This window comes from Streptomyces sp. NPDC058620 (genome assembly GCF_042717135.1).
Taxonomy (GTDB): Bacteria; Actinomycetota; Actinomycetes; order Streptomycetales; family Streptomycetaceae; genus Streptomyces.
This window is the reverse complement of the sequence record NZ_JBHXQO010000094.1, coordinates 1-14316: the sequence shown is the minus strand read 5'-3', so window position 1 is coordinate 14316 and position 14316 is coordinate 1. Positions and strand designations below refer to the sequence as shown.

The following is a 14316-nucleotide window of genomic DNA, read 5'->3' as shown; positions in this document are numbered from 1 at the left end:
ACATCTGCGGCAACACCGTCAACATCGTCGGGGCCCTCAACCCCGCCTTCGGCAACGTGTGCATCAACAGCGACGGCGGCTTCAAGGGCGACCACGGCAAGTACTGACAGCACCAAGTCCTGGACCCGGCGCGCTCACCGCGCCGTCACAGCCAGCACCGACCTGTGAGCCAGCCGCAGCGCACAGCCCGGTAAAGACCGGCCTCCCCTCATCCTCCAGCGGAGGCCGGTCTCATGACGACAACGCCCTGATCGGCGATGGCCAGGCGCAGCCGTGTGACCCGGATCGGGTAGCAGAAGACGCCTTGACCAGCGTCGGAGACAAGCGAGTCGCCAGCCACATAGCCGACAACCCGGGCCGCTCGGTGAGGATGCCGCGGTTGACCGGGCGTTTCAGCTTGGCGCGGATGCCTTCGGTGTGTCGTGACTCCAGTCCGATACCGAGCGCGTGGGAGACGTCCTTGGCGCGTAGTCCTTCTTCCTCCTGTTCGAAGAGGATGAGGATTTCGCGGTAGCCGGGTGGCAGTTGCCCGGGCGGATCGGCCGTCCTCGGAGGTCAGTTCCAGAACGATCTCGTGCGTATGTTCAGGCGTTCCAGGGTGCGTTCTGCGGCGGCGAGTTGCCCGCACTATCTCGACGTCGATGCCGAGGCGGGCGGCGTGTTCGACGACGCCGTTTTTGAACCCTGCGTCCCTCCAGGCTTTGGTCACGGTGGGCGCGGCGGCGGTCTTGTCCAGCAGGGCGATGCCGATCGCGTTGTCGTGCACGCTCGCGGCGACCACGACGACGGCGATGACCAGGCCGAGGACGTCGGTGGCGATGCCCGGCTTGCGGTCCGGGCTCTTCTTGCCCGGATCCAGCCCAGTCGTCTCCTTCGGCGCGTGAACCGAAGCCCGTACCGTCTGCGAGTTGAGGACCACGGCGGTGGGGTACTCGTCACATTCCCCATCGTGCCCGTCACCGCCGTAGCCGGCGGCGCACTGCTGGCCTGCGCCGGAGCCATGGCCCTGCGCCGGCGGCGCGCCGGCCAGGCATGAGCAGCCCGCTCTTCTCCGGTCGCCCGCCCCGCTCCTGGCGGGGCGGGACCTGGGGCGTGCAGGTTCTTATCAGCGGTGAATCTTGGCTAGTTCGGCGTTGAACTGGGCACCGATGAGCAGGGCGAGATTGGACAGCCAGACCCACACCAGGAAGACGACGATCCCAGCGAGGGAGCCGTACAGCCGATTGTAGGAGCCGACCTGCGAGGCATAGAGAGCGAAGCCGGCGGAGGCGGCGAGCCACAGGATTATGGCCAGAGCGTCTCCCAGAAGTCTTTGCCGCACGCCGCGCGTCTGGGCCGGTCCCGAGCGGAACAACACCAGCACCAGGACGGCAACCAGGCCCAGCAGAAGTGGCCACTTCAGTACGTTCCAGCGGCCAGCTGCTGCGCATCAGCCTGCTCGACGGCCGGACGGAGTTCGTCAACGCCGGGCACCCCTGGCCGCTGCGGATTCGCGACGGGAAGGTCGAGGAGATCGTTCCGAAAGTCGACCGGCCGTTCGGTCTCAACGTCCGTACATCACAGGCCAACACCTACCGCATGCAGACGCTGGACCTACGGTCAGGCGACCGGCTGATCATGCTGACCGACGGAATGCTGGAACGCCACGCCGAGAACCTCGACCTCGCAGACCTCATCATCCGCACCCGCGAACTGCACCCCCGCGAAGCCGCCCGCACTCTCATCAAAACGATCGTCGACGCCGGAGACGGTCACCTCCACGACGACGCAACCGTCATGTGCCTGGACTGGCACGGCGTCCACAACTCCGAGCGCGACGCCACCAACGGCGCCGACCTCACCGACGCCTCACCACCATCAACGACAGGACCACCCGCTCTCCACCGATGACCCGGGCGGTCGAGGGCATGAGGCACGGCACGCAACCGGGCCTATCCGGCTCGGGTCAACGTCTGCCTTTCCGCTCGGCGCATGCCGTCTCCTTCGTGGCGCGGCCACCGGACCGAGCGGGCCAGAACGCAGAGCACCGGCTTCATTAAGTGCCTGCTTCTGATGTCAGTGGTTTGATCGCTGCAGGTCGGGGGCAAGCGGGCCGTGTGTCGTCTGTCCCGTCCGAACTCGCGTCGCGGGTGCGGTATGCCCTGATCCAGGCGGGTTTTTACCTGGTCGGCGACGTGTCAAGCGATGCCAGGCCAGGACTTCGGGTATCGGAAGCCCCGGCCGGAGTTTTGATCACGTGGACCGCTTCGGACGGGTTCTCCGCACTGCAGCCTGGAGCCTCGGGCGACACCATGAAGGCCATCGTGCAAGCGGCAGTCTCGGGCCTGCTGGTGCAGCTCGGACACGCGGTCAAAGCACCGTCCGATGACGGTGACCTTCTTGTTCTGGCAGAGGCTCCCGATGCCGGCGCCTAGGTCTAGTTGCTCGTTTCAACGTCCACGGAGCGACGTGCCTCTCTGACGTTGGGGTCAGAGCATGGATGGAAACCGCTCGGGGCTCTTGCGTCCCTTGGTAATGCGGCGGGTCATGACGGTGATGGCTGCCAGGTGCTGAGGGTTTCGGAGTGCTGGACGAGTCGTTCGTAGTCGCGTGCGTGTCTGCGGGCCCGCATCATCCAGGACCAGGTCCGTTCCACGACCCAGCGGCGGGGCAGGACGATGAAGCCGGAGGGGTCCCTGGGTCTGCTGACGGTCTTGATCGTCAGGTTCAGGTACTCCTTTGCCCAGGTCACAAGCTTGCCGGCGTAGGCGGAGCCCGCCCAGACGATCGTGATCTCGGGGTGCATGAGGCGGAGGCGGAAGAGGAGAGGTGGACCGGCGGCTGTCGGTTTCGCCGGAGGGCCCCGTGCGCTGCGGTCAAGGCCGTGCCCGGATGGTCCGCGCCTCGTACGCACGGCTGGACCGGCTGGTTGGTTCCGCGCCGTCGCGGTGAAGGGCCGAGCCCCCGGGATCAGCGGGAGCGGGTGGCGTTTGCGTCGGCCACGACCGGGCAAGTACCCGGCTGAGATTTCTCAGCCGGGTACTTGCCCGGGTCCCGCGCTCCACTGGCTGCCCGTCAGCGCTTACCTAGACACCGGCCAGGCGCTGCCGACCACGACGGGCGAGGTCGTGCGCCAGGGCGAGGACCTCGGCCGGTGGGTCACCTCGGTCCGGCACGGCTGGGACCAGCTCACCTGCGTGCAGCAGTGGATGTGCGAGCAGGTCCTCGGTATCGAGCCCGCCGATGAGGAGGAGAAACCGAAGCCGCGGACCAGCCAGGCGGACAAGTGGGCAATGCACTATGCATGCCGTACCCAACCCATTCGGCTGCGGCGTAATGATCAGCATGTATCACCTACGGTGCCGCTCGACCGAGTTGATCCCTGCGGGAGACGCCGACCTACCTCCACGGACGAGGGCCACGCCTTGGTGCGCGGCCCTCATCGGGTGTGTGTCCATTCCCTCTGAGTCGCCGGGCCGGCTTCAGTGTCCGGTCGCCCGCTACCGGCCGGCTGCTCGGGGAAGGGTCAGGCCGGGGTGATGTTCTCGGCCTGGGGGCCCTTCTGGCCCTGGGTGATGTCGAACGTGACGGTCTGGCCCTCCTGGAGCTCGCGGAAGCCCGAGGAGTTGATCGCGGAGTAGTGGGCGAAGACGTCCGGGCCGCCGCCGTCCTGGGCGATGAAGCCGAAGCCCTTCTCAGCGTTGAACCACTTCACAGTTCCCGTAGCCATATCCGATGCCTTCCAGTCGATGAACGCCTCCCGCACGACGCGGAAGGCGGAGGTGATCGCCCTGGTTCCTGCGGCGCAGCACAGCGAAACACCCACGCCAAAAGCGTGGGCAAAGGGAACTTCCGAACCACGACAGCTGACCCAAACGCTACACGCCCCCAACCCCCCGTCACCAGAGGAGACGACCAGGAGGGCAAGCACGAACATGAGGCCCAGGGCCCGCCGGTGTCCGGCGGCGCACGACGGTCTCAGGCCGCTGCCGCCGGGTTCGCCGAACCAGCGGCATGGCGGTATCCGGCGTTGATGCGCTGCGCTTCCTCGAGCTGGTCCTTGAGGATCACGATCCGGCAGGCGGCCTCGACCGGGGTGCCCTGATCGACGAGTTCACGGGCGCGGGCGGCGATCCGCAACTGGTAGCGGGAGTAACGCCGGTTTCCGCCGGCGGAACGGAGCGGAGTGATCAGGTGTGCTTCGCCGATCGCGCGGAGGAAACCCTGGGTCGTGCCGAGCATCTCGGCGGCCCGGCCCATCGTGTAAGCGGGGAAGTCATCGTCATCAAGACGGCCGGACGAGTCGTCTGCGCTCATCGCACCTCTTTCTGGAACAAGGAGGGGCCCTGGTGCCTATGGCACCAGGGCCCCGAAGGAACTGCACACGTGGTGGGTTCGACAAGCTTCTCGACCCTGAGCGGTGGCTGTCCCGGCGCGACCATCCGAGGCCGATCACGCCCAAGAAATGATTATGCCGCTGCATGGCGTCAGCCGATCATGTGATTATGACCGGTCCGCTGGCGATCAGTCCCCGAACACCGTGCCGTCCCCGCTCTCGCGGGAGTACGGGGGATTCGCACCCAGAGTCCCGTCAAGGAACTGCAGGCCGCCATCCTGGCCCTGGGCCACACGATCGAACTCGACAAGCACAACACGTCGAGTGACATGGACTGCTACCGTATCTGCGTCCGCCGCCCGCATCCACGTCGTCGCTGACCCTGACCCGTACGGGTCAGGCGACCCAGATCCAGACGGACATCAAAGGGGCGACGTCTGGTCCGTCGACGTGTGGTGACCGGCCGGCGCCCTCTCGGTAGCGTCCGCGATATCTCTTCGCTACGAGGAGCGCCGGGCAACGATCATCTGCGCGGCGGGCAACGGTCTGAAAGAGCGCGCGCCACCCCGCTGATCAGCCACACTCAAGCCCCCCGTGCCGCATCCAACCGGTTAGCCCGCAGGCCAATGTGGGTTCGGCATGCCGTCATCGCTCATGTGCGCCCGCTGCCAGATCCCTTTCCAAGTGAAGGGAGTCTCCGGGACGAACCGGTGCCGCTGCCCGCACGGACATGGCGCCAGCACCCACGCGCACCCACGGCACAGCTCCACCCAGCCGTGCCCGGTCGAGTTCGACTCCAGCGGTCTCTCGTCCCCGCAGGCAGGGCAGCCGGGGAGATCGGCGCCGTCCAGAATCGCGTTCTGTCGCCGGACGTACTCGGGCAGCCGCAGCGACGGATGGCGAAACGGGTCTTCGTACCAGGCGCGGTTCGGGCCCTCCCACCAGCTCCGCAGCCACCACGGTCGCGGGGTCACTACAGCCCGCCGCCCGGCCCGCTTCTCTGCCCGGCGTTGCGCCGCGTACTCCTTCGCCCGCGCGAGCCACAGCACCCGCGCCTCATACAGTTCCTCCACCGCCCGCACCAGCGCGTCCGGGTCCGCCTCCAGCCGCCGGGGGATCGCGGCGCTGAGCGTGAGGTGGTGGTACGTCGCCCGGAAGCCGTACGGCGCAAAGAGAGTGATACAGGTCCGCAGCGCGCTGTGCCGACGGAGAAGGGAGAGGCGGGCGTCGTGCACGCGCGTTCGGTGGGTCAGGAAGCTGGTCATCGTGTAGGCCTCAGGTCCAGTGCCCGTGCCAGGGCGGCAGTGACGGCGGCAGCGTGTGCCGGCAGGTGTTGTTCGGCCCAGGTTCCGGCGAGGCTAAGGAAGTTTTGCAAGTCCTGCTGGGCACCGGCCACGAGCGCGCGTACCTCGTCTACTGGCAGCTCGATCACCGGACTGCCGTCCTTTGCGTAGGCGTCGAGAGTCAGCCGGACGGTGTCGCCGACGCGTTCGGCCACCGAGGAGGGATCGTGGCCGAAGTAGGAGCAGCCGGTGCCGTCGAGCGCCTCCAGCCAGTCCCGCCAGGTTTCCAGGCCATTGCAGCAGCCCGGTTCGACGAAGACGGTGTCGGTGGTGTTGTCGGTCACCCGGAACCCTCCGGCGGCGAACAGATCAGGCATGGTGAGCAGCCCGTGCAGGAGCGTGCCGAGCGGGTCGGTCGGGCACGGCCCGTGCTCCTCCTCCGGCTCGAAGTCGTTGCAGTCGGCGATCCGCATTACCGCCGTGCCGACCTCCGCCGTAGTCAGCTCCCCGTTCAGCACGAGGTAGCCATATGACTCGTGCTCGCCAACCGGCCAGAGCGCGAAGTCGTCGGCAGCGGAGATCTCCAGAACGGGTTGCATCACAATCACATGGGGATGATGCCGGACTCACTGCTACACCGCCACGGGCTTTCAGCTGCTGCATCGGGCTCGGAGCGGGCCCGCTACCTGGGCAGTTTCGCGGTGCGCTCCGGGAAGGCGGCGCCGACATAGCGCATGGCGGTCTGCGCGGTGATCCCGAAAAGCCGCAGAGCGTGCCGGGATTCATGTGGGAGAACCCATTCTGCTGTCGCCGGACTGCCGGATTGATGGCGTGCTGAGCCTGTACTTGTGCCGCTCGTCCTTCGCCCAGTTGGCACCGGAGACAAGGCACCGAACACGAGCGGATGAACGCGATCGCATCCGCGCGGCCAGCCACCGTATCCTCACCGGCTGTCCAGAACGCTCCAGCGGAGCCCCGCCCATCGTCGCCCTCGCCGTCGAGGCCGACGTCCACCGAAACGCCCTCACCCAACGCCACACCGACCTCAAGAACCAGTTCTATGAACAGATCCGCACTCGCGGGGATGCCCCCGACAGCGAGAAGCGACTGCGCAAGCAGATCGCGAAACTGAAGGAGCTACGCGCCTCGGGCGCCGCCGAGATCCAGCAACTGAATGCCGACGTCGAAGCCCTCGTCGGGGCCCTGCACCTCGCACAGCTAGAGAATCAGCAGCTTCGTGAACCGCCGACCCGGCACGACGATCCGCATGCTCCCGACACCAGCACCACCGCCCCAGCAACGCGAATGACACAGAAATGGGACCCGGCATCGGGTGTGATCAGGGGGAGACTTGACCGCGGAATCCCGACCGGGCGGCGGTGAATGTCGGCGGTGCTCATACGCGCTGAATGCGCGCGGGACGTGTTTGTGCCAGGGGGTGCCGGCGATGGGGTTGCGCCAGGTGAGGTCGGCTGACGTAGGAGGCCAACCGGAATACGCCGGAAGCGTGCCGTAGACCGCCGTGATCAACCTCGACGGCGAGGGGCGGGGTCGCGCTGGGCCACGTCCAGGGCGGCCGCGTCGACGCCGGGGCGGGCATACCGCCCCAGTGAGCGGACCGAGGCGTGGCGGGGGCGGACCAGCAGTATCGGGGTGCCCGGGTCTGCCGGGGCTCGCGTCAGGTCGTTCTGGGCTCGATGCGGCGGGCGTAGGCGCGGGCGGCGCGGGCGCGGTCGCCGCAGCGGGTGGAGCACCACTGGCGGCGGCCGTGCTTGAGCAGGAAGCGGTTGCAGGGCGGGGAGGCGCAGGCGGTCAGGCGGGTGGCGTCGGGGGAGGTGAGCAGGTCGGCGGCGTCGGCGGCGATGGCCGCGAGGGCGTGCTCGACGATCGCGGTGGTGGGGTGGGGTGTGGCGCGATAAGGCCCGGCCTTCTCGTCCCACAGCAGCAGGGATGCGGTGGGGACGCGCGTCATCGCGTCGTTGACCGCCGTGACGGCGGCGGGCAGGGCGGGCTGCCCGGCGACTCGGGAGGCCAGTAGCGACCTGACCTGTTCGCGCAGAGAGCGCAGTTGCGTGGCGCATACCTCCGCCAGGCCGGCGCCTTCCGGGGCAAGGTCGCGCTGCGCCAGCCACTGCTCGGCCTGCGCTGGGGTGCCCAGGAGGTCGGCCGTGTGCCCGCCGGGCAGCGCGACGGCGCTGTTGGCCAGGGCCAGGGAGGGGTGCTCCACCTCGCCCGGCGCCGAGGGCAGGGCGGCTTCTTCCGTCACGAACTCTTCCATGCTTCTCATGGTACGGGTTGCGTTCATCCGTGAGGCGCGCCATACAGTTCCTCACATTTAAAACGCAGTCTATCCGTGAGGAACCCTTCTCGTGTCTTCCCCGACCCCGCATACCGCCCCCTTTCCCGTCCGGGTCTTCGGCGGCCCGACTACCCTCTTCGAGTACGGCTGCCTGCGCTTTCTCACCGACCCGACCTTCGACGGTCCCGGCGACCACCAGGCACCGGCCGTCGTGCTGACCAAGACGGCGGCGGCCGACGGCAGCCCGGCCGATCTCGGTCGCGTCGACGTGGTCCTGCTCTCGCACGACGAGCACGCCGACAACCTCGACACCTCCGGCCGGGCCCTGCTCGCCGATGTTCCGCTGACGCTCACCACCCCCGGCGGCGGTGAGCGTCTCGGGGAAGCGGCCACCGGCCTCGCCGACTGGCAGTCGGTCGAGCTCGAGCGTCGGAACGGCGGGCCCGGCACGGTGACCGTGACCGGCGTGCCCGCCATCCACGGCCCCGGCCCGCGCGAGGAGGTCGAGCCGATCTGCGGCGAGGTCGTCGGCTTCGTCCTGACCGGCGAGGAGCTGCCCACTGTCTACGTCAGCGGCGACAATGCCTCGCTCGACGCGGTCAAGGACATCGCCGAGCGCTTCGCCCCGGTGAACACCGCCCTCCTCTTCGCCGGAGCGCCCCGCTTCTCCGACGTCTTCGACGGCGGGCTGATCGTCCTGGACAGCGCCCAGGCCGCCCGGGCCGCGAAGACCCTCGACGCCGGCCGCGTGGTCCCCGTCCACTACGACAGCTGGGCCCACTTCACCGAGGGCCGCACAGAGCTGGCAGCTGCCTTCGCCTCCGCCGGCCTGGCCGACCGTCTTGACTGGGGCCAGCACCCCTGAGCCGGGATAACAGAGACCTCCACAGCGCCCTCCTTGGGCATATTTCCCGCGGCCCGGCCTTCGGGAACAGTGGCACAGCCATCAGTGCTCAGTGCATGGTCGTGAACGCGCAGCGGGTCCCGGCGTGATGCCAGGCCGCTCGATCCCGCTGCCAGCAATCCGCTGTGCGGGAAAGACGGTCACTTTGTGCTGACTGGCGCAGCCCACCCTCACTGGTCCGCCGGGTGTCTGGTCCACCGTGCCCGCTGCGGACCAATCCCCATTCACCAGACTGACCCTTTGAAGGGATGCAAGATGCATGATGTCGACGTTGTCGTAGTGGGCGCTGGCTTGGCCGGCCTGAGCGCCGCGCGCAAGCTGGTTGCCGCCGGCAAGTCCGTGACGGTACTGGAGGCGCGCGACCGGGTCGCCGGGCGCAACCTCGGTGGGGTCCTCAGCAATGGGGTGCCCGTAGAGATGGGCGGCCAGTGGGTCGGCCCGACTCAGGACGTGCTGCTCGAGCTGATCGAGGAACTTGGCCTGCAGACCTTCCACACCTTCGATGAGGGGGAGGCACTGACCGTCATCGACGGAGACATCGTCCGGTACGGAGACGAGAGCTTCTACGGCCTGCCCTCAGCATCGGCCGCGGAGGTCGTCCGGCTGTGGGAGCAGATGGAGACGCTGGCGTGCAAGGTGACGACGGAGGCACCGTGGGAGACCGAGGGCGCCGAGGATCTGGACCGGCAGACGCTGGACAGCTGGCTGGGCGCGAACACCCAGGACAGCATCGCGCAACGGTTCTTCCGGCACTTGGTACCGGCACTGTTCTCCGCGGAGTCCCCCGAACTCTCCCTGCTCCACTTCCTCTTCTACGTCAAGTCCGGCACAAGCTTGAAGACGCTAGTAGCCATCGCTGGCGGCGCCCAGGAGAGCCGTGTGGTCGGCGGGACCCACCAGATCTCCGAGCGAATGGGCGCGGAGCTGGGCGACAGAGTGCGTCTTAACACCGTGGTCCGGACCATCCGCCAGGACCAGAACGCCACAGTGGTCGAGTACGAGGGCGGTAGCGTCACCGCCCAACAGGTAGTCGTCGCCGTCCCGCAGACCTTGGCCGGCCGGATCCGTTACATCCCCGGGTTGCCGGCACTGCGAGACGGGCTCACCCAGCAGATGCCCGCAGGTTCGGTCATCAAGTTCCAGATCGGGTACGACACGCCGTTTTGGCGCGAGGACGGACTGAGCGGATACGTGATGAGTCTCGACGACGCATTCAACCTTGTCCTGGACAACAGCCCGGCCGACGCCTCGTGCGGAGTGCTCGTCGGTTTCCTCGAAGGAACATACGCCCGCACCGCGAGCCTGCTGAGTTCCGAGGAACGCCGCGCCCTCGTGACCGGTGCGCTCGTGAAGTACTTCGGCCCGAGGGCGGCTCACCCGTTCGATGTCCTCGAGCAGGACTGGAACGTCGAGGAGTTCACCCGCGGCTGCTACGGCGGGCGGCTGGGCGCCGGCGCCTGGACCCAGTACGGTGCCGCCCTCGCCGCGCCGGTAGGCCGCATCCACTGGGCCGGGGCGGAAACCGCCACGATCTGGAACGGCTACATGGACGGCGCCGTCCGCTCCGGCCGCCGTGCCGCGGACGAGATCCTCGCCGAGCTTTCCTGACCCCGACGTCCACCCCGAGCCGTGCCGGGCGCGCCCCGCCCGACGCCGGGCGGGGCCGCCGGGCCCGGGGTCGGGCGGCCCCGCCCGGACACCACACTTCCCCAAGGGCTGGACCCCGGCTCGCGCCGAGGCCCTCCCCTGCCTGTCCAGATTCACCGACCACCGCGGTGCCGACGGCACCAAGGCCGCTGTTCGATACCGGGTTGGGCTCTGTCGCGTCGGCGGGTTTTGGGTGCCGGGTTCAGTTGAGGGTGTTCTCGTCGGGGACGAAGAGGTCTCCGTGGCCGGGGATGGCCGGGGCGGGCTTGAGGGCGAGGATCTTGCGGCGGGCGGCGCGCAGGCCCTCATGGTCGTCCGCATACCGGCGTCAGCGGGGGCCAGGTTGTGGTCGACCAGCCACTGGCTGGCGCCGGACGGCGTGCCCAGCGAGTCGAGGAACTGGCCGCCCGGCAGGGAGGTGACGCTGTTGGCGAAGTCGAGCGCGGGGTAGCGCTCGGCGCCTGGCGCCGGCGGCAGCCCGGGGGTCCGCAGTGTCGGCGATGGTGTCGATCCCACTCACGCTTCTCACGGTAAAGCTTGCGTTCATCCGTGACAAGGACCTATGGTCACGGATGTAAGTCAATCTATCCGTGAGGAGATGTCATCATGGCAACAACCAACGCATCCAGCCAGCAGGCCCCCATTCGTGTCTTCGGAGGGCCGACCGCACTCATCGAGTACGGCGGGCTGCGGTTTCTGACCGACCCGACCTTTGACGCTCCCGGCGCCTACCCCTCTGGACTGGCCAAGACCGCGCCCGCCTCCGCTGCGCCCGCCGACCTGGGCCGCATCGATGTGGCACTGCTGTCGCACGACGAGCACGACGACAACCTCGACACCTCGGGCCGTGCCCTGCTCGCCGGCGTACCCCTGACCCTGACCACGCCCAGTGGCGCGGGCCGACTGGGCGGCACCGCACGCCCGCTGAAGGACTGGGAGTCCATCGAGCTGGACCGTCCCGGCGGTGGCACGATCACCGTCACCGGCGTCCCGGCCCTGCACGGTCCCGGGGCACGCGAGGACCTCGAACCGGTCGTCGGCGAGGTCGTCGGATTTGTCCTGAGTGGTGACGGCCTGCCCACCGTCTACATCAGCGGTGACAACGCCCAGCTCTCCCTCGTCCGTGAGATCGCCGAACGATTCGGCCCGGTGGACACCGCTGTGCTGTTCGCCGGCGCGGTCCGCACTCCCGTCCTGGACCGCTCGCTGCTCACACTCGACAGCGCTCAGGCCGCCGAGGCCGCCCGCATCCTGGGCGCCCGCCGCATCGTGCCCGTCCACTTCGACAGCTGGGCCCACTTCACCGAGGGCCGCGACGAGCTCGTCGCGGCCTTTGCCGCCGTAGGTCTCACCGACCGCGTCGACTTCGGCGTCCGCGGCTGAACCCACCTACGTCGCACGCGTACGCCGGACAGCCGGGCGCGCCGGCCGACAGAAACTGCCACGACTGTCGGCTGCCGCCTCCGCGCGCCGCACACCTCGAAACCGAAGGACCGCACGACCATGTTTGACACGATCCGCGGCACGCGCCACGGCTCCGCCCCCGCAGCACTGTCCGTACTGGACTCCGCCATGACCGGCACCGGCCAGAGCGCCGCCGAGGCGCTGGCCGGCAGCATCGAACTCGCCCGGCTCGCCGACCGGCGCGGCTTCACCCGCTACTGGATGAACGAGCACCACGCCATGCCCGGCGTCTCCACCTCCAGCCCGCCCGTCATGCTGGCCCGGCTCACCGCGGAGACCAGCAGGCTCCGGCTCGGCGCGGGCGGGATCATGCTGCCCAACCACCCGCCGCTGGTCGTCGCCGAACAGTTCGGCATGCTGAACGCCCTCGCACCCGGCCGCATCGACCTGGGCCTGGGCCGCGCCCCGGGCACCGACCAGGCCACGGCCACCGCCCTGCGCCGCGGCGCGAGCGACGCCGAGGACTTCCCCCAGCAGGTGGCCGAGCTGCTGCACTTCCTCGGCGACGACTTCCCGGCCGAGCACCCCTACGCCGACCGCGTGTACGCCGTGCCCGGGCCCGCCCAGGACCGGTTCAACGGCGTCACTCCGCCCACCGGCCGCCTGCCGGTGTGGCTGCTCGGCTCGTCCGGCTACTCCGCGCAACTCGCCGCCCGGCTCGGCCTGCCGTTCGCCTTCGCCGCGCACTTCAACCCGCGCGACGTCGTGACCGCCCTGCGTCTGTACCGCGAGCGGTTCACTCCGTCCGAGGCCCTGGCCGAGCCGTACGCGCTGGTCAGCTTCACCGTCGCGGCATCCGACGACGTGCGTGAGGCCCGCCGCCAGGCCGGCACCCTCGCGCACGCCATGCTCCGCATGTTCCAGCGCAAGTCATACCTGATGCCGTCCCCCGAGGAAGTGGACGCCTACACCTACGAAGCCCAGGAACGGCAGGCCGTCGACAGCTGGCTGACCCACGTCCCGCACGGCACCCCCGAGCAGGTCACCGCCCACCTGAACCAGGTCCAGCGGGACTCCGGCGCCGACGAGCTCATGATCGGCAGCGTCGGCCACTCCGTCCAGGCCCGGCTGCGCTCCACCGAGCTGATCGCCGACGCCTACGGCATGCCCGACAGCCCTCACTAACGCGGGGCGGGCGGCCATAACAACCCGGACCTGCGCCCATCGACACCGATCACCCTTCACCGCCAAGTCCCCCTGATTCTCCAGGAGATTTCGAGGAGTACCGATGGCCACTGTCCTCGCCCTGTCCGGCAGCCCCTCCCGTGCGTCCGTACCGACCTCCTGGCCGAGCACACCACCGCGGACCTGCGGGCCCGCGGACACCGGACCCACGTACTGGCCCTGCGCGACCTGCCCGCGGCACCGCTGCTCGCTGCGGACATCCATGACCCGTCCCTCGCCCGCGCCGTGAGTCTGGTCGCCGAGGCCGACGCCCTCGTCGTGGCCACCCCCATCTACAAGGCCGCCTACTCCGGCCTGCTCAAGACCTTCCTCGACCTGCTGCTCCAGCACGCGTTCACCGGGAAACCGGTGCTGCCCCTGGCCACCGGAGGCAGCCCGGCCCACGCCCTGGCCCTCGACTACGCCCTGCGCCCGGTCCTCACCGCTCTCGGCGCCCAGGTCTGTCAGGGCCGGTTCATCCTGGACCGGCACATCACGACCGCCCCGGACGGCGCGATGACTGGCTGCATAGGTCACGGAACGATTGTTGGCGGATTTGGGGAACGACTGCGTGGGTGAACCGGCCGGCGGCGCGGGCCTGGTCGAGGGCGGTGGCGCCGGGCAGGGCACCCGGTTTCCGGATTAGGGCCTCGAGGTAGTGGTCGAGTTCGAGGCGGGTTGCGCCGCGGGCGATGAGCCGTTCGTGCCGGGCGACTTCTTCGCGGCCGTCGTAGACCACCAGCTCGGAGGCGTGGAGCATGACGCGGACGGTGCGGCCGATCAGGCGGACTGGCACGGAGTAGCGGTTCATCCGGACACAGATCTGGCTGTAGCGGTCGACCCGCGGGGTGGAGAGCCGGCCCGTCTCGAACGGTTCCTCCGGCAGGGGCATCAGCAGCGGCTGCTCGGCCGCGAAGTACTCGCCGATGGTGCGAGGGCGGGAGCGGATTCGACGGGCGTCGTCCTCCTGGTCCCACCGGTCGATCATCGCGTTGAGCTCGGCGAGCGTGTCGACTTCGGGAACGGGAACCAGGTGGTTGCGGCGGAACCAGCCGATCTGGCCCTCGACTCCGCCCTTCTCGTGGGCGCCGCGGATGCCGGGCTGGCAGTAGAAGGCTTCCAGACCGTAGTGCGACCGGAAAGCCGTCCAGCGTTCGGCTTCCACCCGGCGGCGTGAGAGGCCCAGCACCTGGGCGACGGCGGCCCTAAGGTTGTCGTAGCGGACCTTCCCGGTCGGCAC

General features: G+C 68.9%; 16 protein-coding genes and 3 pseudogenes. 10 read left to right on the top strand and 9 right to left on the bottom strand.

Features of this window, described 5'->3' with window-relative positions:
• Positions 1 to 2: 2 nt before the first annotated feature.
• Entirely contained in the window at positions 3 to 107 is a 105-nt protein-coding gene (locus ACFWSK_RS36135; RefSeq protein ID WP_383795965.1) for a chaplin family protein, read from the top strand.
• Between the two features lie 101 nt (positions 108 to 208).
• On the opposite strand, the gene ACFWSK_RS36130 is transcribed toward ACFWSK_RS36135, so the two are convergent.
• Both ACFWSK_RS36130 and ACFWSK_RS36125 read right to left on the bottom strand, forming a co-directional pair.
• Positions 209 to 919 (bottom strand): transposase, encoded by a 711-nt coding sequence (locus tag ACFWSK_RS36130; RefSeq protein WP_383795954.1) that lies wholly within the window; start codon positions 917 to 919, stop codon positions 209 to 211.
• Positions 920 to 1105: 186 nt separating this feature from the next.
• A pseudogene (locus ACFWSK_RS36125) lies at positions 1106 to 1411 on the bottom strand (YihY/virulence factor BrkB family protein); the annotation flags it as partial.
• On the opposite strand from ACFWSK_RS36125, the gene ACFWSK_RS36120 reads away from it, so the two are divergent.
• The gene (locus ACFWSK_RS36120) at positions 1390 to 1890 is read left to right on the top strand and encodes a PP2C family protein-serine/threonine phosphatase (RefSeq protein WP_383795951.1); all 501 of its coding nucleotides are present in this window, start codon (positions 1390 to 1392) and stop codon (positions 1888 to 1890) included. The pseudogene ACFWSK_RS36125 and the gene ACFWSK_RS36120 overlap by 22 nt on opposite strands.
• 206 nt (positions 1891 to 2096) lie before the next feature.
• On the top strand, positions 2097 to 2414 hold the full coding sequence (locus ACFWSK_RS36115) for a hypothetical protein (protein ID WP_383795948.1): 318 nt from the start codon (positions 2097 to 2099) through the stop codon (positions 2412 to 2414).
• Positions 2415 to 2507: 93 nt separating this feature from the next.
• On the opposite strand, the pseudogene ACFWSK_RS36110 reads toward ACFWSK_RS36115, so the two are convergent.
• The 5 genes and pseudogenes from ACFWSK_RS36110 to ACFWSK_RS36090 all read right to left on the bottom strand — a co-directional run.
• Positions 2508 to 2806: pseudogene (locus tag ACFWSK_RS36110) on the bottom strand (transposase); the annotation flags it as partial.
• A 699-nt stretch (positions 2807 to 3505) separates the two neighbouring features.
• Complete coding sequence (locus ACFWSK_RS36105) at positions 3506 to 3709, bottom strand: cold-shock protein (RefSeq protein WP_383795962.1); 204 nt, start codon at positions 3707 to 3709, stop codon at positions 3506 to 3508.
• Positions 3710 to 3957: 248 nt separating this feature from the next.
• Entirely contained in the window at positions 3958 to 4296 is a 339-nt protein-coding gene (locus tag ACFWSK_RS36100; RefSeq protein WP_383795945.1) for a MerR family transcriptional regulator, read from the bottom strand.
• A gap of 630 nt (positions 4297 to 4926) precedes the next feature.
• Positions 4927 to 5580 (bottom strand): hypothetical protein, encoded by a 654-nt coding sequence (locus tag ACFWSK_RS36095; protein ID WP_383795943.1) that lies wholly within the window; start codon positions 5578 to 5580, stop codon positions 4927 to 4929.
• Positions 5577 to 6197, bottom strand: coding sequence for a hypothetical protein (locus tag ACFWSK_RS36090; RefSeq protein ID WP_383795959.1), 621 nt, complete (start codon positions 6195 to 6197; stop codon positions 5577 to 5579). Before ACFWSK_RS36090 ends, ACFWSK_RS36095 begins: the two co-directional genes overlap by 4 nt.
• 187 nt (positions 6198 to 6384) lie before the next feature.
• On the opposite strand from ACFWSK_RS36090, the gene ACFWSK_RS36085 reads away from it, so the two are divergent.
• Complete coding sequence (locus ACFWSK_RS36085) at positions 6385 to 6981, top strand: hypothetical protein (RefSeq protein ID WP_383795940.1); 597 nt, start codon at positions 6385 to 6387, stop codon at positions 6979 to 6981.
• 295 nt (positions 6982 to 7276) lie between these two features.
• On the opposite strand, the gene ACFWSK_RS36080 is transcribed toward ACFWSK_RS36085, so the two are convergent.
• Entirely contained in the window at positions 7277 to 7876 is a 600-nt protein-coding gene (locus ACFWSK_RS36080; protein ID WP_383795937.1) for a CGNR zinc finger domain-containing protein, read from the bottom strand.
• 91 nt (positions 7877 to 7967) lie between these two features.
• On the opposite strand from ACFWSK_RS36080, the gene ACFWSK_RS36075 reads away from it, so the two are divergent.
• The 6 genes from ACFWSK_RS36075 to ssuE all read left to right on the top strand — a co-directional run bounded on the left by ACFWSK_RS36075 (position 7968) and on the right by ssuE (position 13655).
• Positions 7968 to 8762, top strand: a complete 795-nt coding sequence (locus tag ACFWSK_RS36075) for an MBL fold metallo-hydrolase (protein ID WP_383795934.1) — start codon at positions 7968 to 7970, stop codon at positions 8760 to 8762.
• 294 nt (positions 8763 to 9056) lie between these two features.
• The gene (locus ACFWSK_RS36070) at positions 9057 to 10409 is read left to right on the top strand and encodes a flavin monoamine oxidase family protein (RefSeq protein WP_383795931.1); all 1353 of its coding nucleotides are present in this window, start codon (positions 9057 to 9059) and stop codon (positions 10407 to 10409) included.
• Between the two features lie 232 nt (positions 10410 to 10641).
• Positions 10642 to 10899, top strand: a complete 258-nt coding sequence (locus tag ACFWSK_RS36065; RefSeq protein ID WP_383795928.1) for a hypothetical protein — start codon at positions 10642 to 10644, stop codon at positions 10897 to 10899.
• A 155-nt stretch (positions 10900 to 11054) separates the two neighbouring features.
• A complete protein-coding gene (locus ACFWSK_RS36060; RefSeq protein ID WP_383795925.1) occupies positions 11055 to 11831 on the top strand; it encodes an MBL fold metallo-hydrolase in 777 nt (258 codons plus the stop codon).
• 120 nt (positions 11832 to 11951) lie between these two features.
• Positions 11952 to 13037 carry an LLM class flavin-dependent oxidoreductase gene (locus ACFWSK_RS36055; RefSeq protein WP_383795922.1) on the top strand — a complete coding sequence of 362 codons (1086 nt, stop codon included), beginning with the start codon at positions 11952 to 11954 and terminating at the stop codon, positions 13035 to 13037.
• 30 nt (positions 13038 to 13067) lie between these two features.
• Positions 13068 to 13655: an NADPH-dependent FMN reductase gene (gene ssuE / locus ACFWSK_RS36050; protein WP_383795956.1), complete on the top strand. Its 588-nt coding sequence runs from the start codon at positions 13068 to 13070 to the stop codon at positions 13653 to 13655.
• Here the strand turns inward: ssuE and ACFWSK_RS36045 are convergent.
• Positions 13651 to 14316: pseudogene (locus ACFWSK_RS36045) on the bottom strand (IS21 family transposase); the annotation flags it as partial. The gene ssuE and the pseudogene ACFWSK_RS36045 sit on opposite strands and share 5 nt — an antisense overlap.

Excerpts from the sequence above, each read along its gene's own strand:
- ACFWSK_RS36105 (WP_383795962.1), bottom strand. The coding sequence starts at position 3,709 with ATGGCTACGGGAACTGTGAAGTGGTTCAACGCTGAGAAGGGCTTCGGC.
- ACFWSK_RS36055 (WP_383795922.1), top strand. The coding sequence starts at position 11,952 with ATGTTTGACACGATCCGCGGCACGCGCCACGGCTCCGCCCCCGCAGCA.
- ACFWSK_RS36090 (WP_383795959.1), bottom strand. The coding sequence starts at position 6,197 with ATGCAACCCGTTCTGGAGATCTCCGCTGCCGACGACTTCGCGCTCTGG.
- ACFWSK_RS36095 (WP_383795943.1), bottom strand. The coding sequence starts at position 5,580 with ATGACCAGCTTCCTGACCCACCGAACGCGCGTGCACGACGCCCGCCTC.
- ACFWSK_RS36060 (WP_383795925.1), top strand. The coding sequence starts at position 11,055 with ATGGCAACAACCAACGCATCCAGCCAGCAGGCCCCCATTCGTGTCTTC.
- ACFWSK_RS36100 (WP_383795945.1), bottom strand. The coding sequence starts at position 4,296 with ATGAGCGCAGACGACTCGTCCGGCCGTCTTGATGACGATGACTTCCCC.
- ACFWSK_RS36080 (WP_383795937.1), bottom strand. The coding sequence starts at position 7,876 with ATGGAAGAGTTCGTGACGGAAGAAGCCGCCCTGCCCTCGGCGCCGGGC.
- ACFWSK_RS36070 (WP_383795931.1), top strand. The coding sequence starts at position 9,057 with ATGCATGATGTCGACGTTGTCGTAGTGGGCGCTGGCTTGGCCGGCCTG.